Origin of the sequence: Actinomadura terrae (assembly GCF_022751215.1) — a bacterium.
GTDB lineage: Bacteria > Actinomycetota > Actinomycetes > Streptosporangiales > Streptosporangiaceae > Spirillospora > Spirillospora terrae.
Genome location: NZ_JAICDG010000007.1, coordinates 26566 through 45560, shown reverse-complemented (window position 1 = coordinate 45560; position 18995 = coordinate 26566). Strand labels below are relative to the sequence as shown.

General features: G+C 73.8%; 18 protein-coding genes. 7 read left to right on the top strand and 11 right to left on the bottom strand.

Annotated elements, in window-relative coordinates; all coding sequences use genetic code 11:
* Positions 1 to 5: 5 nt before the first annotated feature.
* The 7 genes from mshC to K2F47_RS34250 all read right to left on the bottom strand — a co-directional run bounded on the left by mshC (position 6) and on the right by K2F47_RS34250 (position 6474).
* The gene (mshC, locus tag K2F47_RS34280; RefSeq protein ID WP_242910314.1) at positions 6 to 1247 is read right to left on the bottom strand and encodes a cysteine--1-D-myo-inosityl 2-amino-2-deoxy-alpha-D-glucopyranoside ligase; all 1242 of its coding nucleotides are present in this window, start codon (positions 1245 to 1247) and stop codon (positions 6 to 8) included.
* Between the two features lie 123 nt (positions 1248 to 1370).
* Positions 1371 to 2309 carry an ABC transporter permease gene (locus K2F47_RS34275; protein WP_242910313.1) on the bottom strand — a complete coding sequence of 313 codons (939 nt, stop codon included), beginning with the start codon at positions 2307 to 2309 and terminating at the stop codon, positions 1371 to 1373.
* Entirely contained in the window at positions 2306 to 3325 is a 1020-nt protein-coding gene (locus K2F47_RS34270; protein WP_242910312.1) for an ABC transporter permease, read from the bottom strand. Before K2F47_RS34270 ends, K2F47_RS34275 begins: the two co-directional genes overlap by 4 nt.
* Positions 3326 to 3525: 200 nt before the next feature.
* Positions 3526 to 4287, bottom strand: coding sequence for an NRDE family protein (locus K2F47_RS34265; protein ID WP_272497895.1), 762 nt, complete (start codon positions 4285 to 4287; stop codon positions 3526 to 3528).
* Between the two features lie 71 nt (positions 4288 to 4358).
* Entirely contained in the window at positions 4359 to 5138 is a 780-nt protein-coding gene (locus tag K2F47_RS34260; RefSeq protein WP_242910310.1) for an SCO1664 family protein, read from the bottom strand.
* Positions 5139 to 5210: 72 nt separating this feature from the next.
* A complete protein-coding gene (locus tag K2F47_RS34255) occupies positions 5211 to 5762 on the bottom strand; it encodes a DUF3090 domain-containing protein (protein ID WP_242910309.1) in 552 nt (183 codons plus the stop codon).
* A 10-nt stretch (positions 5763 to 5772) separates the two neighbouring features.
* Entirely contained in the window at positions 5773 to 6474 is a 702-nt protein-coding gene (locus K2F47_RS34250) for a histidine phosphatase family protein (protein WP_242910308.1), read from the bottom strand.
* 85 nt (positions 6475 to 6559) lie between these two features.
* Here K2F47_RS34250 and K2F47_RS34245 point away from each other — a divergent pair, with 85 nt between their 5' ends.
* Complete coding sequence (locus tag K2F47_RS34245) at positions 6560 to 7531, top strand: magnesium and cobalt transport protein CorA (RefSeq protein ID WP_242910307.1); 972 nt, start codon at positions 6560 to 6562, stop codon at positions 7529 to 7531.
* Between the two features lie 31 nt (positions 7532 to 7562).
* Here K2F47_RS34245 and K2F47_RS34240 read toward each other — a convergent pair whose 3' ends face one another.
* Positions 7563 to 8381, bottom strand: coding sequence for an undecaprenyl-diphosphate phosphatase (locus K2F47_RS34240; protein WP_242910306.1), 819 nt, complete (start codon positions 8379 to 8381; stop codon positions 7563 to 7565).
* A 273-nt stretch (positions 8382 to 8654) separates the two neighbouring features.
* On the opposite strand from K2F47_RS34240, the gene K2F47_RS34235 reads away from it, so the two are divergent.
* Both K2F47_RS34235 and K2F47_RS34230 read left to right on the top strand, forming a co-directional pair.
* Positions 8655 to 9608 (top strand): aldo/keto reductase, encoded by a 954-nt coding sequence (locus K2F47_RS34235; protein WP_242910305.1) that lies wholly within the window; start codon positions 8655 to 8657, stop codon positions 9606 to 9608.
* A gap of 119 nt (positions 9609 to 9727) precedes the next feature.
* Entirely contained in the window at positions 9728 to 11671 is a 1944-nt protein-coding gene (locus K2F47_RS34230) for an ATP-dependent DNA helicase (RefSeq protein ID WP_242910304.1), read from the top strand.
* A 74-nt stretch (positions 11672 to 11745) separates the two neighbouring features.
* On the opposite strand, the gene fabI is transcribed toward K2F47_RS34230, so the two are convergent.
* On the bottom strand, positions 11746 to 12534 hold the full coding sequence (gene fabI / locus K2F47_RS34225) for an enoyl-ACP reductase FabI (protein WP_242910303.1): 789 nt from the start codon (positions 12532 to 12534) through the stop codon (positions 11746 to 11748).
* A 5-nt stretch (positions 12535 to 12539) separates the two neighbouring features.
* Complete coding sequence (locus tag K2F47_RS34220; protein ID WP_242910688.1) at positions 12540 to 13244, bottom strand: beta-ketoacyl-ACP reductase; 705 nt, start codon at positions 13242 to 13244, stop codon at positions 12540 to 12542.
* A 264-nt stretch (positions 13245 to 13508) separates the two neighbouring features.
* Between K2F47_RS34220 and K2F47_RS34215 the strand changes: the two genes are divergently transcribed.
* On the top strand, positions 13509 to 15011 hold the full coding sequence (locus tag K2F47_RS34215; protein WP_242910301.1) for a TldD/PmbA family protein: 1503 nt from the start codon (positions 13509 to 13511) through the stop codon (positions 15009 to 15011).
* 5 nt (positions 15012 to 15016) lie between these two features.
* Positions 15017 to 16390, top strand: coding sequence for a metallopeptidase TldD-related protein (locus K2F47_RS34210; RefSeq protein ID WP_242910687.1), 1374 nt, complete (start codon positions 15017 to 15019; stop codon positions 16388 to 16390).
* Positions 16391 to 16649: 259 nt separating this feature from the next.
* On the opposite strand, the gene K2F47_RS34205 is transcribed toward K2F47_RS34210, so the two are convergent.
* Positions 16650 to 16862, bottom strand: a complete 213-nt coding sequence (locus tag K2F47_RS34205; protein ID WP_242910300.1) for a dodecin — start codon at positions 16860 to 16862, stop codon at positions 16650 to 16652.
* An 89-nt stretch (positions 16863 to 16951) separates the two neighbouring features.
* On the opposite strand from K2F47_RS34205, the gene K2F47_RS34200 reads away from it, so the two are divergent.
* Together K2F47_RS34200 and K2F47_RS34195 are read left to right on the top strand one after the other, a co-directional pair.
* Positions 16952 to 17305 (top strand): DUF3099 domain-containing protein, encoded by a 354-nt coding sequence (locus tag K2F47_RS34200; protein ID WP_242910299.1) that lies wholly within the window; start codon positions 16952 to 16954, stop codon positions 17303 to 17305.
* A gap of 522 nt (positions 17306 to 17827) precedes the next feature.
* Positions 17828 to 18979, top strand: coding sequence for an acyl-CoA dehydrogenase family protein (locus tag K2F47_RS34195; protein WP_242910298.1), 1152 nt, complete (start codon positions 17828 to 17830; stop codon positions 18977 to 18979).
* Positions 18980 to 18995 lie beyond the last annotated feature (16 nt).

Genomic DNA, 18995 nt, shown 5'->3' with positions numbered 1-18995 from the left:
GACGGTCAGAGTGTGACGCCGAGCAGGGCGTCCGCCACCGCGGCGACCTGCGAAGGCGCCGACGCCGACGCGCCGCCCGCGCCGAGGGCCGCGTCGGCCCAGGCGTCCACCGCGGCCACGGCGGCCGGGGCGTCGAGGTCGTCGGCGAGGGCGGTGCGCACGGCGGCCGCGACGGGCGCCGCGTCCGGGCCCGCCGGGAGCGCCACGGCTGCGCGCCACCGCGCGAGACGGGCGGACGCCGCGTCCAGCTCGGCGCGCGTCCACTCCCAGTCGGAGCGGTAGTGGTGGGCCAGCAGCGCCAGCCGGATCGCCATCGAGTCGGTGCCCGCCTCCCGCAGCGCCGACACGAACACCAGGTTCCCGCGCGACTTGGACATCTTCTCGCCGTCCAGCCCGACCATGCCCGCGTGGACGTAGGAGTGGGCGTGCGGGCGCTCGCCGGTGGCGACCTGCGCGTGCGAGGCGCTCATCTCGTGGTGCGGGAACGCGAGGTCGGAGCCGCCGCCCTCCACGTCGAACGCCATCCCGAGGTACTCCACGGAGATCGCCGAGCACTCCACGTGCCAGCCGGGGCGGCCCTCCCCGAACGGCGACTCCCAGCCGGGCTCGCCGGGGCGCCGCGCCATCCACAGCAGCGGGTCGAGGGGGTCGCGCTTGCCGGGGCGGTCCGGGTCGCCGCCGCGCTCGGCGAACAGCGGCGCCATCTCCGCGCGGGTCAGGCGGCTGACCGCCCCGAAGTCGGGGTCGGCGCCGACGGGGAAGTAGATGTCGCCGCCGACCTCGTAGGCGGCGTCCTTCGCGCGCAGCTTCTCGATCATTTCGACGATCATCGGGATCGCCTCGACCGCGCCGATGTACTGGTCGGGCGGCAGCACGCGCAGCGCCGCCATGTCGGCGCGGAACAGCTCGATCTCCCGGTCGGCGAGCGCGCGCCAGTCCTCGCCGGTCTGCTGGGCACGTTCCAGCAGCGGGTCGTCGACGTCCGTGGCGTTCTGGACGTAGTGGACGCGGTGGCCGAGGTCGCGCCACACCCGGTTCACCAGGTCGAAGGCGAGATAGGTGTTGGCGTGGCCGATGTGCGTCGCGTCATAGGGGGTGATGCCGCACACGTACATGCGGGCGGTGGCGCCGGGCTCCACCGGACGCGCCGTGCCCGTCCCCGTGTCGTGCAGGCGCAGCGGCCGCGTCGCGGCGGGCAGTCCCGCGTCGGAGAGATGAGGGACATCGGAGGCGTGCCACGATCGCATACCGAAAGCTTATCCATGCGCGGTCGACGGGATTACTCCGAGATCACCCCTACTGCCCCGGTGTGTCCGGGCGGTGTGTCCGACGGGCGGACGGACCCGCCGGTCAGGGCGCCGGGGGCGCCCTCAGGCCAGCCGGACGCGCGGGTCCAGGAGCGAGTACCCGACGTCCACGGCGAGGTTCGCGACGGTCACGAACAGCGTCACCACCAGCGTCACGCCGATGATGACCGGGGTGTCGCCGAGCGCGATCGACTGGTAGACGAGCTGGCCGACGCCCTGGAGGCCGAACACCTTCTCGGTCACGATCGTGGAGCCGACCAGCGCGCCGAGGTCCACGCCGAGCTGGGTGACGACCGGGGTCAGCGCCGCCCGCAGCCCGTGCCGGTAGACGACCCGCCGCCGGGTCAGCCCCTTGGCCCGCGCCGTGCGGACGTAGTCCTCGCCGAGGACGTCCAGCATCGCCCCGCGCGTCAGCCGCGTGTAGGCGGCGGCCATGAGGAACGCGAGCGCGACCCACGGCAGGACCATCCGCCGCAGGAAGTGCTCCTGGAGCGGCGGGCCCGCCTCGAAGAGGCCCGCGCCGCCGGCGCCGGTCGCGAACAGGTACAGCAGCGCCAGCGCCATCACGAACGGCGGCGTGGACAGCCCGAGCAGCACCAGCACGGTCGCCGCGCGGTCCCACAGGCTCCGCGCTTGGGTCGCGCTGAGCACACCCGCGACGACCCCGCCCGCGAACGCCAGGAGCCCCGCGCCGAGGACGAGCCACAGCGTCGTCGGCAGCCGGTCGGCGATCAGCCGCGCCACCGGGACGCCGTTGACGTAGGAGTCGCCGAGGTCGCCCAGCGCGAGCCGCCGCAGGAACCGCCAGTACTGGACGAGGACGGGCTGGTCGAGCCCGAGGTTCCGGCGGATCTGGACGAGCGTGTCGGCGGTCGCGCGCGGGCCGCCGATCACCCGCTCCACCGGGATCGGCGACACGTGCAGGAACACGAACACGAGCGTGGACACCAGCCACAGCACGACCACCGCGTACAGCAGGCGGCGGAGGAGGAACCGCGTCACCGCCGCCGCTCCCCCCGCCGCTCAGTGTGGTGCTCGCCCAGCCGATCACCGGGGCGCGCCCCGCGCGGGTCGAGGGCGTCGCGGATCCCCTCGCCGACGAGGTTGAACGACAGCGTGGTCAGCAGCAGCAGGACGCCGGGGGCCGCGAGCAGCCACCACGCCGTCCGGAACACCTCGCCGCCCTCGCCGAGCATCGACCCCCAGCTCGGCATCGGCGGCCGGACCCCGACGCCGAGGAACGACAGCGTCGCCTCGAACACGATCGAGGCGGGGACGAGCAGCGAGGTCAGCACCGTGATCTGCGCGGCGAGGTTGGGCAGCACGTCCGCGACCATGATCCGGGCGTCGGACGCGCCGAGCGAGCGGGCCGCCTCGACGAACTCCGCGCGCCGCAGCGACAGCACCTGCCCCCGGATGACGCGGCCGAACGCCGCGAACGAGAAGAACGCGATCACCAGGATCGTCATCGTCAGGCTCGCGCCGACCGAGGAGATCTGGAACGTCGTCGCGAGCGTGATCGCCACCAGCAGGTAGGGCAGCGCGAGCGTCACGTCCATCAGCCGCGCCAGCAGCGTGTCGAGGACGCCGCCGACGTAGCCCGCGAGCATGCCCGCGACCGTCCCGGCCGCCGAGGCGAGCAGCGCCGCGGAGATCCCGACGACCAGCGAGATCCGCGCCCCGTAGGCGGCGCGGACGAACACGTCCCGGCCGAGCTGGTCGGCGCCGAGCCAGAACTCCGCGCCGGGCCCGCGCGGCTGCCCGTTCACGTCCAGGCCGGTCTTGGGGAACGTGGCGCCGTAGGGGTGGCCGGTCCAGCGCGCCCAGAGCGGCGCGAGCGCCGCGAACAGGGCGATGAGCGCCAGCAGGCCCAGCGCGGCGACGGCGGCCCGGTCGCGGCGGAAGCGCGCCCAGGCGAGCTGGAGCGGGGACCGGCCCCGCACCCGCCGCGCCCCGCCGTACGGAACGGCGACCGCCGCGCCCGCCGCCGAGCCCGCCGCAGTGCGCCCCCAAGCCATCCCGGACTCCCCCGCAACCGAAGATCGCGATAGGTAGTCAAGCTAGCACCCAGGGTCAGGCGGGCGTGCCCGAACGCCGGTACCGGCCGGTCTCCGCGCCCGTACCAGAACGTGTCAGCGCAGCTCAGAACACATCAGAACGCGCGCCGGGGCAGGGCGAGGCGCGGCGAGTTGTGCAGAGGACGGTGCCGGGCGGCGCCTCAGAGCACGCGGTTCCAAGACGCGGCGTCGCCGGGCACGGCGGAGAAGTCGTACCGCACGCCCCGCGCGGACAGCGCCGTGAGGCTGACCGAGGTGGTCCCCCACACGCGTCCCTCGCCGAGGTCGATGAGCGGCAGCAGGGCCCGCCGGTCCGTGCGCTCGACGCCGTCCCCGGCGACGAGCGCGAACCACTCGTCCCACGCCTCCGCCACCGGCCCCTCCCCCGGGACGGGACGCCGCGCGGCGGCGAACCGGGGGCGGAAGTGCGCGAGCCTGGCCTCCATGTAGGCGTCCTCGGTCTGCCCCTCCAGCCGGCCCTCGCCCTCCAGTCCGCTGTTGACGATCATGTGGAGGCCGGGTGCGAGGGAGCGTTCCACCAGCGTCTCGCCGTTCCACGTCCACAGCCGCACCCGGTCGGTCTCGGCGCACACCAGGTAGAAGGGGTCGAACGCCGGCAGGTCGAGCTCGCCGAGCTTGCCGTCGGCGGCCATCCGCAGCGGCAGCACGCCGCGCGTGGCCCTGCCGTCCGGCGGCGCCATCCGGCCCCGCCCGTTCAGCACGGTCGCGACGCGCCGCGCCTCCGGATCGACCGCGAGCCACGTCCCTCCGGCGCGCAGGTCGCGCCCGCCGACGAGGCCGGGACGGTCGTCCCAGTGCCGGCCGGGCGGCTCCCAAGAGCGGGCAACGAACTCGTCGCGTACACCCACGAGGAGGACGGGAATGGGCGAGGAGGGCTCAAAACTCACGACCGCCGTGCACATGTCCACCATTGGAGCACCAAGCCGGTTCCGTTCCGCGCGCGGGGTGCGCGCCGGGTACTCCGGGGGACGATCTACAGCGGCGGCCAGGGGATGGCGGGCCAGTCCTCGGGGGGGTAGGGGTGGATGCGGTGCTTCAGCATCAGCTCGACGCGGCGCCGGGTGGCCTCGACCTCCTCGGCGGTGAGCAGCTCGGCGAGGCGCGCGGCGAGCGGGCCGCCGCGCAGGGCCTGGTCGACGCGGCCGAGCGCCTCCACCGCCTCGGGCGTGAGCGGCTTGCCGCGCCACTGCCACAGGACGGTGCGGAGCTTGTACTCGACCGAGAAGCAGACGCCGTGGTCGCAGCCGTAAACGCGGCCGTCGCCGGGCGGCAGCAGGTGGCCGATCTTGCGGTCGGCGTTGTTGACGACGGCGTCGAACACCGCCATGCGGCGAACGGGGTCGTCGTCGGAGCGCGACAGCGCGACGAGGTCGATGTCGGGGTCGGGCTCGACCCAGAGCTGGACCATGCCGGGACCGTAGGGGCCGTCGCGGTGGACGGTCGGCGGGACCGTGCCCCAGCCCATCGCCTTGGAGACCTCGTAGGCCGCGACCTCGCGCTCGGCGAGGGTGCCGTCGGGGAAGTCCCAGAGCGGGCGCTCGCCCGCGACGGGCTTGTAGACGCAGTGGGCGGCGCGGCCCTCGTGCTCGATGGCGCAGTACAGGGTGGCGTTGGACGCCTGGACGAGCCGCCCCTCGACCGACAGCCGCCCGGCGAGCAGGAGGCTCTCGGCGGCGGGGGCGTCCAGGGGGGACACCGGTTGCCCGGCGGGACCGTCGCCGGCGGGGGCCCGGTCCCGGGAGGACTGTGTCATGCGCTCATTCTCCCGGGCGGCGCGTCCATGATCCAGCCGATGGCCGGGCCCGTGGTCGGATGGGGCGCCATGTCAGCCGAGGTATCCGTTCTGGCGGGGGCAGACGTGCCCCTCGGTGTCGAGGGGCAGCCCGCACAGGGGGCAGGGGGGACGTCCCGCCGCGACGACCTTCAGCGCCCGCTCGGCGAACGCGCGGGCCTGCGCGGCGCTGATCCGGACGCGCAGGACCGCGATCGCGGGGTCGTCCTCGCCGACCTCGGCGTCCTCGTCCTCGCCCTCGGTGACCTCCTGCGCCTCGATCACGACCTGCTCGTCGTCGGGGTCCCAGGCGAGGGCCATCGTGCCGACCTTGAACTCCTCCTCGACGGGCTGGTCGAGGGGGCCGTCGTCGCGCAGCTCCGAGGGCGTGACGGCCGGGACGGGCGCGTCCCCGCCGCTGCGGCGCAGCACCTCGTCGAGCAGCTCCTCCAGCCGCTCGGCGAGCAGCGTCACCTGGAACTTCTCCAGGCCGACGCTGGTGACGCGGCGGCCGGAGCGGGCCTGGAGGAAGAAGGCGCGGTCCCCAGGCCGGCCGACGGCGCCGGCGACGAACCTGTCCGGCGGGTCGTAGGAGATGACGGGCATGGCAACGACCCTACGCGCCGCCGCCGACGGCCGCGTCACTCGACCCCGCGGCGCCCTCCCCGGGCGGCGGGGGCAGCAGCGCGGAGACGTCGCCGCCGGTGTCGTTGACCCGGACGACGAACGGCCGCAACTCGGTGTAGCGGATCGCGGTGAGGGACGCGGGGTCGGCCTGGATCCGCTGGAACTGGTCGAGGTGGAGGCCGAGCGCGTCGGCGACGACGGCCTTGATGATGTCGCCGTGGCTGCACATCGCGTAGACGGCGTCGTCGCCGTGCTCGGCGGCGATTCGCGCGTTCCACTCCCGGACGGCGGCGACGGCGCGGTGCTGCGCGTCCGCCATCGCCTCGCCCTCCTCGCCGGGGAACCGCACTGCGCTCGGGTGGGTCTGGACGACCCGCCACAGCGGCTCCTCGGCCAGCTCCTTGAGCGGGCGGCCCGTCCAGTCGCCGTAGCGGACCTCCCCGAGCCGCTCGTCGGTCTCGACCTTGCCGGCGGGGCCGGGCCGTCCGGCGGCGACGGCCTCGGCGGTCTCCACGCAGCGCACCAGGGGGCTGGACACGACCGCGGCGAGCGGGACGGGCGCCAGCCGCCCGGCGAGCGCCGCGACCTGGGCGCGGCCGCGCTCGTCCAGGTGGACGCCGGGGGTCCACCCGGCGAGCAGGGGCCCGGTCATGGTGGTCAGGCCGTGTCTAACCAGGAGAAGGGTCGTCACACCCAGCACTCTAGGAGATGGCGGGCCCCGCGGTGCCCGGCTCGGCGGTTCCCGGGTGCGGCGCGGATGCGGGAGAATGCGACGCGTGATCGTGGACAAGGCCATCTACGCCGGCGGGACCCGCAGCGACATCGACGGCGACATCAGCGACGCCTTCGACCTCGCGCGCAGCCAGGGCGAGTGCTTCGTGTGGATCGGCCTGTTCGAGCCGGACGAGGCCGAGTTCGAGCTCGTCAAGGAGGAGCTGCGGCTGCACCCGCTGGCCGCCGAGGACGCCGTGACCGCGCACCAGCGGCCGAAGCTGGAGCGCTACGGCGACACGCTGTTCGTGGTGCTGAAGACCCTCTCCTACATCGACGAGACCTCCGACATCGAGGTGGGCGAGATCATGGTGTTCCTCGGGCGGGACTTCGTCGTGACGGTCCGGCACGGCGCGGGCAACCCGCTGGGGCCCGTCCGCAAGCGCCTGGAGGAGTCCCCCGAGCTGCTCAAGCACGGCTCGACCTCGGTGCTGTACGCGGTGTGCGACGAGGTCGTGGACCGGTACGGCCTCGTCGTGCACGAGGTCGAGGTCGACATCATCGGCCTGGAGAAGGCGGTGTTCGACCCGTCCGCGCGGGACGTCACCGAGGACGTCTACTCGCTGAAGCGGGAGGTGCTGGAGTTCCGCGCCGCCGAGGACCCGCTCGTCCCCGTCCTCCAGGACATCGTGCGGGGGCGCGTCGCCGAGTGCGGCAGCACCCGGGAGTACTTCCGCGACGTCCTCGACCACCTCCTGCTGGTGGACGGGCAGGTCGACGCGCACAACGAGCTGCTGAACAGCGTGCTCACCGCGCACCTGGCGCTGCTCGGTAAGCAGCAGAACGAGGACATGCGGAAGATCTCGGCGTGGGCGGCGATCATCGCGGTCCCGACCGCGATCGCGGGGATCTACGGGATGAACTTCGTCCACATGCCGGAGCTGCGGTGGACGTTCGCCTACCCGATGGTGATCGTGGCGATGGCGGTCATCTGCACGGTGCTGTTCCGCAAGCTCCGCAAGAGCGGCTGGCTCTAGCACCCGGCCCCGGCCGCCGGGTTCCGTGGGGTCAGGTCGCGGTGATGGTGCCGGCGGCCAGGAGGCCCAGCAGGGCGCCGCCGAGCGCCACGCGGTAGTAGACGAACACCATCATCGAGTGGCGGGTGAGGAACTTCAGCAACCACGCGATGCACGCGTACCCGACGACGAACGACACGACGGTGGCGACGACCGTGGGCACGATCTGGAGCGAGCCGTCGAACGCCTTGCGCAGCTCGAACAGCCCGGACAGCACGACGGCGGGGATCGACAGCAGGAAGGAGTACCGGGCGGCGGCCTCGCGGGTGTAGCCGAGGAACAGCGCGCCGGTCATCGTGGAGCCCGACCGCGACGAGCCGGGGATCAGCGACAGGCACTGGAACGCGCCGATCAGCAGGCCGTCGCGCATGTTGAGGTCGGCGACCTCGCGCTTCCTGATGCCCGCCCACTCCGACACCATCAGCAGCAGGCCCATCAGGATCAGCGACGTCGAGTTGATCCACAGGTTGCGGGAGGGCCCCTCGATGAAGTCCTTGAACGCGAGGCCGCACACCGCGATCGGGATCGTGCCGAGGCCGATGTACCAGCCCATCCGCGCGTCCTGGTGGGGGCGCAGGTCGGGCGTCCAGAGGCTCTTGGTCCAGGTGGTGAGGATGCGGACGAGGTCGCGCCGGAAGTAGATGATGACGGCGGCCATGGTGCCGAGCTGGATGACCGCCGTGAAGGGCGCGCCCGGGTCGTCCCAGCGCATCAGCTTGGGCACGAACAGCAGGTGGCCCGAGCTGGAGATCGGCAGGAACTCGGTGAGCCCCTGGACGATTCCGAGCACGGTCGCTTCCACGACGTTCACTGGCGGCGCGTCCCTCCCAGAGTGCGAGATGGGCCACGGCGACCGATCCCCCTGGAAGGGTAGCGGGCGGCGGCGGGAGGGAGGGTCAAGGCACGGCGAACCGCCCCATACAAGCCCGCTCACCTGCACGGACGCGACACTCCGTCACCTGTGGGACACCTTTTGGCCAGCTTCTGGACACCTTGCCGACACCCTCCCGATGGCCGTGTGCGGACGATCACGACCGGTGACGGACGGGAGGGACGTCCGCGATGACCGCTACATTGACCGCCTATGAAGGAGCGTCACCTCGGGCGGAGCGGGCTGCTGGTGTCCCGGCTGGGCCTCGGCACCATGACCTGGGGGCAGGACACCGAGCCGGACGAGGCGGCGGAGCAGCTCGTCGCGTTCGTGGACGCCGGGGGCACGTTCGTCGACACCGCCGACGTCTACAGCGACGGCGACAGCGAGCGCATCCTCGGCCACCTGCTGCGCGAGTTCGTCGACCGGGACGGCCTCGTCGTCGCCACCAAGGCCGCGATCAGGCCGAACGGCCGCTACGACGGGTCGCGGCGGCACCTGCTCCGCGCGCTGGACGCCTCGCTCGACCGGATGGACCTGGAGCACGTCGACCTGTGGCAGCTCCACGTGTACGACCCCGCGACGCCCCTGGAGGAGACGCTGTCGGCGCTGGACGAGGCCGTCGCCTCCGGCCGCGCCCGCTACGTCGGCGTGTCGAACTACGCGGGCTGGCAGGTGTCCAAGGCCGCCGCGTGGCAGCGGGCGTGGCCCGGCCGCGCGCCGGTGGTGTCGGCGCAGCTGGAGTACTCGCTGCTGCGCCGCGACATCGAGCGGGAGGTCGTGCCCGCCGTGCTGGACGCGGGCGCGGGCCTGCTGCCCTACTCGCCGCTCGGGCGGGGCGTGCTCACCGGCAAGTACCGGACGGGCATCCCCGCCGGGTCCCGGGCCGCCGCGCCGCACTTCTCCGAGTTCGTCCAGCCCTACCTGGACGAGGAGTGCGCGCGGATCGTGGAGTCGGTGGTGACCGCCGCCGAGGGCCTCGGCGTGTCCCCGCTCAGCGTGGCGCTCGCCTGGGTCCGGGACCGTCCCGGCGTGGCCGCGCCGATCGTCGGCGCCCGGACCGCCGCGCAGCTCGGCGCGATCCTGGAGAGCGAGGACCTGACGCTCCCGGGCGAGATCCGCGGGGCGCTCGACGACGTCTCCGACATGGCCCCCGCCCACTCGTGACCGTGCCCGCGTGACGGACGGAGCGGACGTGCGCGGAGTGTGTCCGTGACCATCCGGGACGACCATGGCACGCTCGAAACCGTCCATCGCCAACCCCGAACAGCCGCGACGGGAAGCCCGTGACCGACTCCCACACCGATCACCCCCACCCCGACCACGACGACCGGTCCCCCACCCCCGCCGAGCGGGCCGCGCGCGCCGCCGAGGCGTTGCGCGCCGCCGAGGCCGCAGGCGCGGCCGCCGCCAAGGCCGCGGAGGCGCACAAGGCGCGTCCGGCGCGGCCTACCGCCGCGCCCGCAGGCCAAGCGGCTCCCGACGCCGGGGAGGGGCTCGCCGCGCTCACCGACCTGTTCGAGGGGACGGGCGTCCCCGCGCCGCTCGCGGGCCGCGCCGCCGCCCGGCTCGGGCCCGGCGCCGCCGCGGCGCTGCGCGCCGACCCGTGGCGGCTGCTGCGCGTCCCCGGCGTCGCGCCCGCGCAGGCCGACCACTTCGCCCGGCGGCTGCTGGGCGACGGCGCGCGGCCGGACGACCCGCGGCGGGGCCGCGCGCTCGTCCTGCACCTGCTGACGGAGGCGGCCCGCGAGGGGCACACGGTCACCCCGGCAAAGGAGGTGACGACCGCGCTGGAGCGGATCGGCGTCCCGGACCCGCGCGCGGCGGTCGAGGCCGCGCTGGACGAGGCGGAGGTGCTGGCGCTCACCGAGGAGCCCGAGTTCGACGAGGACTCCTTCGAGGAGGACGCCGACCTCCCCGAGCCCGAGGAGACGCTCGGCGCGGCCCGGTGGGCGCTCGCCGAAGAGGCGGCGGCCGAGGGGCTGCGGCGGCTGACGCTGACGGCGGCGCCGCTGCTGGACGACGCGGCCGTCCGGGAGCTGCGCTCCGGCCTGCCCGAGGACCGCTCGCTCGCGCTCACCGCCGCGCTGCGCACCGGCGTCAGCGTCCTGCGCGGGACGCCCGGCGACGTCGAGCGCGCCGGCGTGGAGATCGCCTCGGCCGCGGCGGGCCGGGGCGTCCGCGCCGCCGTCGCCACCCCCACCGACCGCGCCGCCGCCGACCTGGCCCGCGAGCTCGCGGACGGGCCGCCGGGGCCGCCGGTCACGAGCCTGCACCGGCTGCTGGAGCCGCGCGAGGACGCCGCCGCCGTGCCGGGCGCGGTCGTCTACGGGCGCGGCGAGCAGCACCCGTTCGACCTGGACCTGATCGTCGTCACGGCCGCCGCCGGGCTCGACGTGGAGCTGTGCGCGGTGCTGGCCGAGGCGTGCGCCGACGGTACCCACCTCGTCCTGTGCGCGCGGGAGGGCGACCCGCCGCCCGCCGGGCCCGGCCGCCCGCTGGAGGACCTGGAGGCGTCCGAGGCCGTCCCGGTCGTGACGCTGGACGCCCCGCCGGTCGACGCGTCCGGCGACCCGCTCGGCGTGCTGGCCGCCGCCGTGCGGGGCGGCGAGCTGGTCGCGGTGGACGCGCCGGGCCGCGAGGTCGTCGTGGTGCCCGCCGCCGGCCCCGGGGAGGCGGCGCACCGCGCCGTGCAGCTCGTGACCGACTCGATCCCGCGCGCGCTCGGCATCCCCCTGGAGGACGTCCAGGTCGTCGCCCCGGCCGCCGGTGGCGAGACGGGCGCGACCGCGCTCAATGCGGCGCTCAAGGCCCGGCTGAACCCGGGCCCCGGCAAGTTCGCGGGGATGGACCCGGGCGACCGGGTCGTGGTCGCCGCGCCGCTCCCCCAGGCCGCCGTGGGCGAGACGGGCGTGGTGCTCGGCGGCGGCGCGCACGGGCTCGACGTGGAGTTCCCCGGCGGCATGGTCACGCTGTCCCCGGCGGAGGCGTCCCGGCTGCGGCACGGCTGGGCGGTGCCGGTCGCCCTCGGGCGCGGGACGCCGCGTCCGGCGGTGGTGGCGGTGATGTCGGGGGACGGCCTGTCCCGCCCAGTGGTGGCCACGGCGTTCGGGCTGGCGCGGCGGCACCTGTCGGTCGTGCAGGCGGCCGGGCCCGCGCTCGCGCGCGCCGTGCGGGACGTCGCGGCGCCGCCGCGGCGGACCCGGCTGGCGCGCCTGATGACGGGCTGATCCGGATGACGGGCTGATCCGGGACGTCGGGAGCCGGGCCCTGATGAGCGGGGCCCGGCTCAGGATCGGGAACGCTACTGGGACGCGGCGGCGAGGGCGTGGATGCCGCCGTCCACGTGGACGATCTCGCCCGTGGTCGCGGGGAACCAGTCCGACAGCAGCGCGACGCAGGCGCGCGCGGTGGGCTCGCTGTCCTTGACGTCCCAGCCGAGCGGGGCGTTCTTGGGCCACATCTCCGTCATGCCCTCGAACCCGGGGATGCTCTTGGCCGCCATCGTGGCGAGCGGCCCGGCCGAGACGAGGTTGCAGCGGATGCCCCGCGGGCCGAGGTACTTGGCCAGGTAGCGGGAGCAGGACTCCAGCCCGGCCTTGGCGACGCCCATCCAGTCGTACACCGGCCACGCCTTGGTGGCGTCGAAGTCCAGGCCGACGACCGAGCCGCCGTCCTCCATCAGCGGCAGGCACGCCATCGTCAGCGACTTCAGCGAGAATGTCGAGGCGTGCACGGCGGTCGCCACGTCCTCCCACGGCGTGTCGAGGAAGTTGCCGCCGAGCGCGTTCTGCGGCGCGAACGCGATCGCGTGGACGATGCCGTCGAGGCGGTCGAAGCCGTGCCCGCGCAGCCCGTCGGCCAGGGCGTCGAGCTGCTCGGCGCTGGTCACGTCCAGCTCGAGCACCGGCGGCGGCGAATCGGGGCCCGACGGGAGCCGCTTGGCGGTGCGCTGGGTGAGGGTCGGGCGCGGGTAGGCGGTGAGCGCGACCTCGGCGCCCTGCTCCTGCGCGACCCGCGCGATGTGGAACCCGATCGACTTGTCGGTCAGGACGCCCGTGACCAGGATGCGCTTGCCTTCGAGAATTCCCATGACCCCTAGTGCCCCATTCCCAGGCCGCCGTCGACCGGGATCACGGCCCCGGTGATGTAGGCGGCGTCCTCGCTCGCCACGAACCGCACGGCCTTGGCGACCTCCTCGGGCCGCGCGATGCGGCCGAGCGGGATCGAGGCCGTGATGGCCTTCTGCTGGTCCTCGGTCAGCACGGCCGTCATGTCGGTGTCGACGAACCCGGGCGCGACCACGTTCACGGTGATGTTGCGGGAGCCGATCTCGCGGGCCAGGGAACGGGCGAACCCGACCAGGCCCGCCTTGGAGGCGGCGTAGTTCGTCTGCCCCGGCGAGCCCATGAGCCCCACCACCGACGACACCAGCACGATCCGGCCGGTGCGCTTGCGCATCATGCCCTTCACGCCGCGCTTGGCGACCCGGAACGCGCCGGTCAGGTTGGTGTCCAGGACGGAGGTGAACGACTCCTCGCTCATGATCGCCAGGAGGGTGTCCTTGGTGATCCCCGCGTTGGCGACCAGCACCTCGACCGGGCCCTGCTCCGCCTCGACCTTGCCGAACGCGGCGTCGACGTCCTCGGCGCTGGTGACGTCGCAGCGGACGCCGAACAGCCCCTCGGGGGGCTCGCCGGACCGGTAGGTGACGGCGACCGCGTCGCCCGCGGCGGCCAGCTCGCGGGCGACGGCCAGGCCGATGCCCCGGTTACCGCCGGTCACGAGGACAGAGCGACTCATCACGACCCTCTCGTTGCGCAGTGGTGGAGGACGCCCGATGGCGGGCGGGACGGGCCGGGGCGGCGCGCCCCCGCCCCGGCCGCCGTCGGCCGCTGTGGGCCGCCGTCCGCAGGCGCCCCCGGACGACCGCTCCACGACCGTCCGGCGACGACAGCCTGGACACTAGCGGCCCTCCGGCGGGTTGAGGATGTGCCGATCCGACAAGATCCGCTCACCCGGGTTTGTTCGGGTCGCCCCGGCGGGCGGCGGGGTAGGTTGCTGAAGGTGCATGACATTGATCCCGCCTTCACCGCGCTACCGCTGCGCGCGCTGGCCGACGCGGCCCTGAGCCGGGCCCGCGAGCTCGGCGCCGAGCACGCCGACTTCCGGCTGGAGCGCATCCGCAGCCAGACCCTCCGGCTCGCCGACGCCGCCCTGGAGACCGCGCTGGACGCCGACGACGTGGGATTGTCGGTCCGGGTCGTCAAGGACGGCACCTGGGGCTTCGCCGCCGGCATCGACCTCACCGCCGAGGGCGCCGCCCGCGTCGCGGCGCAGGCCGTCGAGGTCGCCGCCGTCGCCCGGGCCGTCAACCGCGAGCCCATCGAACTGGCGCCCGAGCCCGTCCACGGGGAGCGGACGTGGGTGTCCTCCTACGAGACCGACCCGTTCGCGGTCCCCACCGCCGACAAGGTGGCGCTGCTGGCGGGCTGGAGCCGCCGGCTGCTGTCCGACGACCGGGTCGACCACGTCGACGCGACGCTGCTCCAGGTGAAGGAGAACAAGTTCTTCGCCGACCTCGCGGGCACCGTCACCACCCAGCAGCGCGTCCGGCTGCACCCGGTCGTCAACGCCGTGGGGATCGCCGACGGCCGCTTCGACTCGATGCGGACGCTCGCCCCGCCCGCCGGGTACGGGTGGGAATGGCTCACCGGCGCGCACTGGGACTGGGACGGCGAGCTGGAGCGCATCCCGGAGCTGCTCGCGGAGAAGCTCGCGGCGCCGTCGGTCGAGGCGGGCGTGTACGACGTCGTCATCGACCCGTCCAACCTGTGGCTGACCATCCACGAGTCGATCGGGCACGCCACGGAGCTGGACCGCGCGCTCGGCTACGAGGCCGCCTACGCGGGCACCTCGTTCGCGACCCCCGACAAGCTCGGCAGCCTCCAGTACGGGTCCGAGGTCATGAACATCACCGGTGACCGCACCGCCGAGCACGGCCTCGCGACGATCGGGTACGACGACGAGGGCGTGGAGACGCAGGCGTTCGACATCGTGTCGGGCGGGCTGTTCACCGGCTACCAGACCGACCGGCGCATCGCCCGGCTGACCGGCGGCGCCGACCGCTCCAACGGGTGCGCGTTCGCCGACTCGGCGTCCAGCATGCCGATCCAGCGGATGGCGAACGTGTCGCTGCGGCCCGCCGAGGGCGGCCCGTCCACCGACGAGCTGATCTCCGGCGTCGAGCGCGGCGTCTACATCGTCGGCGACAAGAGCTGGTCGATCGACATGCAACGGTACAACTTCCAGTTCACCGGGCAGCGCTTCTACCGGATCGAGAACGGGCGCCTCGCGGGGCAGCTCCGCGACGTCGCCTACCAGGCCACCACCACCGACTTCTGGAACTCGATGGAGGCGGTCGGCGGGCCGCAGACCTACGTGCTCGGCGGCGCGTTCAACTGCGGCAAGGGCCAGCCGGGGCAGGTCGCGCCGGTCAGCCACGGCTGCCCGGCCGCGCTGTTCCGCGGCGTCAACATCCTCAACGCGCTGAAGGAGGCCGGGCAGTGAGCACGATGAGGCCGCAGGAGGCCGTCGAACGGGCGCTGGCGCTCTCGCGCGCCGACGACTGCGTCGTGATCGCCGACGAGTCCGGCACCGCGAACCTGCGGTGGGCGGGCAACACCCTCACCACCAACGGCGTCACCCGCTCCAGCCGCCTCACGGTGATCGCGCTGCGCGGCACCGGCGCCGGCGTCGCGGCGGGCGTGGTCTCCCGCGCCGCCGTCGGCCCGGACGACATCGAGGACCTGGTGCGCGCCGCCGAGGCCGACGCCGAGGGCAACGAGCCCGCCGAGGACGCGGCGCCGCTCGTCACCGACGGCGCGAGCGCGAACTGGGACGAGGAGCCCGCCGAGACCGGCATCGGCGTGTTCGAGGGCGTCGCGCCCGCTCTAGGCGAGGCGTTCGCGCGGGCGCAGGAGGGCGACCGGCGACTGTACGGGTTCGCCAACCACGTGCTGACCTCGACGTTCGTGGGCAGCTCGGCCGGGCTCCGGCTGCGCCACGACCAGCCGACCGGGCTGCTGGAGCTGAACGCCAAGGGCGCGGGCGGCTCGGCCTGGGCGGGGGTCCCCACGCGCGACTTCACCGACGTGGACGTCCCGGGCATGGCCGAGGGGCTCGCGCGGCGGCTCGGCTGGGGCGAGCGGCGCGTCGACCTGCCCGCCGGGCGGTACGAGACGCTCCTGCCGCCGAGCGCCGTCGCCGACCTGATGGTCTACCTGTACTGGTCGGCGGGCGCCCACGACGCCGAGGACGGCCGGACGGTCTTCAGCGCCCCCGGCGGCGGCACCCGCGTCGGCGAGCGGCTCGCGAGCCTGCCGGTGACGCTGTCCAGCGACCCGGCGGCGCCGGGCCTGGAGTGCGCGCCGTTCGTCGTCGCGCACGCCTCCAGCCGGGAGTCGTCGGTGTTCGACAACGGCCTCCCGCTGACCGCCACCGACTGGATCCGGGAGGGCACGCTCACCTCCCTCGCCCAGACCCGCCACTCCGCGCGGCGGACGGGGCTGCCGCTCACCCCGTCCATCGACAACCTCGCGATGGCGGGGCCGGAGGGCGGCGCCACGCTGGAGGAGATGATCGCCCGCACCGAGCGCGGGCTGCTGCTGACCTGCCTGTGGTACATCCGCGAGGTCGACCCGCAGCGGCTGCTGCTGACCGGCCTCACCCGCGACGGCGTGTACCTCGTCGAGGGCGGCGAGGTCGTCGGGGCGGTGAACAACTTCCGGTTCAACGAGAGCCCGGTCGACCTGCTGTCGCGCCTCACCGAGGTCGGCGCCACCACGCCGACGCTCCCCCGCGAGTGGTCGGACTACTTCACCCGCGCCGCGATGCCGCCGATGCGGGTCGGCGACTTCAACATGTCGACGGTCTCCCAGGCGTCCTGAGGGCGCCTCCGGAACCCGGAAGCGGCTCCGGAGACCCAAAGAAGGCACCTCCGGAGATCAAGGGGCGCGGCTCCGGAGATCGTGGGCGGGGCGGGGCCGTCTGGAGTTCGTCTCCAGGCGGCCCCGCGCCGCCCCCGCGGGCCGCCCCGAGGCGCCTCTGATTCGCCCGCAGGCGGCCCGGCACCGCCTTCCGGGGGCGGGACCTCACCGGCGGCGCGCGGGCCTGTCAGGCGCCCTGTCAGCGTTTCGGAGGGGCGGATCAGTCGTCCTCCAGGCGGAACCCGACCTTCAGGCCGACCTGGAAGTGGGCGACCTCCCCGTTCTCGATCTGGCCCCTGACCTGCGTCACCTCGAACCAGTCCAGGTGCCGGAGCGTTCGCGCGGCCCGCTTGATCCCGTTGCGGACCGCCGCCTCGACGGACTCCGGCGAGGTCCCCACGATCTCGGTCACCCGGTAGGTGTGGTCGGTCATCGCGCTCCTCCAGATGTCATCGGTTCTCTGCGGAATGTCGGGCGCCACCTGCTGTCGCCCATCGGACTCCATGGGCTTACCGTGGAAATGTGAAGGTGAACCCCCGCCGTAGGCCCGAGGTCTACACCGTGACCGACGCGCCGCGCCCCATGTCGGAGGACATCGGGCACCGGCAGCGCCGCTACCTCGTGTCCATGGGCATCCGCACCGGCTGCTTCCTCGGCGCGGTCGTCGCGGCGATGGCCGGGGCGCCGCTGTGGGCGGTCGGGATCCTCGTGGCCGGAGCGCTGTTCCTGCCCTACGTGAGCGTGATCGTCGCGAACGGCGGCCGAGAGCCCACCGCCTCCCCCCACTTCGAGGAACCCGCGCGGGAGTCCCAGGACGACCCTGAGAACCACGTACAGAAGCCGATTTCCGGACAGCGACCGGAAATCGGGTCGTGACATTCTCTTGACTAACCGCGGGGGGTTTCGGTGTACGATTTGTACCGGCGCTCTGGTCCCCCGTCGGAGCGCCCGTGCCGGTGTTCCGGGCCCCCGTCGGAACACCGATGATGCGGCGCCGGGTGGATTGCCCCCGTATCCACCCGGCGCCGCTTTTCATGTCCGGGGGTCCCTCCTTGACCGGTTCGCGGATCTCCCTTGACGATCACCCCCACCGGTAAGCACATTTTCGTCGTGTTGACCAGGCCCAATGCTGGCCGGGTTCGGCCACGAGCCGAAAACCGCCCGGTCGAACTTTTCCGGATCGGGGCCGTGGCGACCGCGTGCGGGCCGGGTGGTCGCCCGCGACGGCCCGAGGCGGGCCCATGAAGATCGTCGGACCGGGCACCGAATGAGGTTCCACGACATGCCACCCCATATCCGTGCACGTCATCACCCTTGGGGCGGTTGCTACTAGAACGGGATTCGAGCTAGCTTGGCGGTTCGCCAGTGTTGCCCGTCGGCGTCCGGAAGGGGCACAGCGTGCGCCGCACCCTGTTCAACGAGGATCACGAGACGTTCCGGAAGATGATCCGCGGCTTCGTCGCCGCCGAGGTCGCCCCGGTGTTCTCCTCCTGGGAGGAGGCGGGCCACCCGCCCCGCGACTTCTACCACCGGCTCGGCGAGCTCGGCATCCTCGGCATCCAGGTACCCGAGGAGTACGGCGGCGCGGGCGAGACCAGCTTCAAGTACCAGGCCGTGATCGCCGAGGAGTGCGCCCGCGCGGGGGTGAGCTTCGGCGGCTACGTCGTCCACGTCAACCTGGTGCTGCCCTACCTGCTCAGGTACGCGACACCGGAGCAGAAGGAGCGCTGGCTGCCGCCGTTCGCGTCCGGCGAGATGATGACGGCCATCGCCATGACCGAGCCCGGCACCGGCTCTGACCTCGCCGGGATGCGCACCACCGCGCGGCGGGACGGCGACCACTACGTGCTGAACGGCGCCAAGACCTTCATCACCGGCGGCGTGCTGGCCGACCGGGTGCTCGTGGTCGCCCGCACCTCCCCCGCCCCGCCGGACGACCGGCGCGCGGGCCTGTCGATCCTCGCCGTCGACGCCCGCAGCGAGGGGTACGCGGTCGGCCGCAAGCTGGAGAAGATCGGGCTGCGCAGCTCCGACACCGCCGAGCTGTCGTTCACCGACGTCCGGGTGCCCGCAGCGGACCTGCTCGGCGAGGAGGGGCGCGGGTTCGAGTACCTCACCCACAACCTCGCCGAGGAGCGGCTCGGGATCGCCACGACGTCCTACGCGTCCGCCGCCGCGGCGGTGGAGTTCGCCCGCGCGTACGTGCGGGACAGGACCGTCTTCGGCAAGCCCGTCTCCTCGTTCCAGAACACCCGGTTCGTCCTCGCCGAGTGCGCGACCGAGGTGGAGGCGGCGCGGTCGCTGGTGGACCGCGCGATCGAGGCGCTGGACGCCGGGGAGCTGACCCCCGCCGACGCGGCCGTCGCCAAGCTGTTCTGCACCGAGGTGCAGGCACGGGTCGTCGACAAGTGCCTGCAACTCCACGGCGGCTACGGCTACATCCTGGAGTACCCGATCGCGCGGCTGTACGCCGACGCCCGCGTCTCGCGGATCTACGGCGGCACCAGCGAGGTCCTCAAGACGATCATCGCCAAGGACCTCCAGGTCTGAGGCGCACCGGCACCGC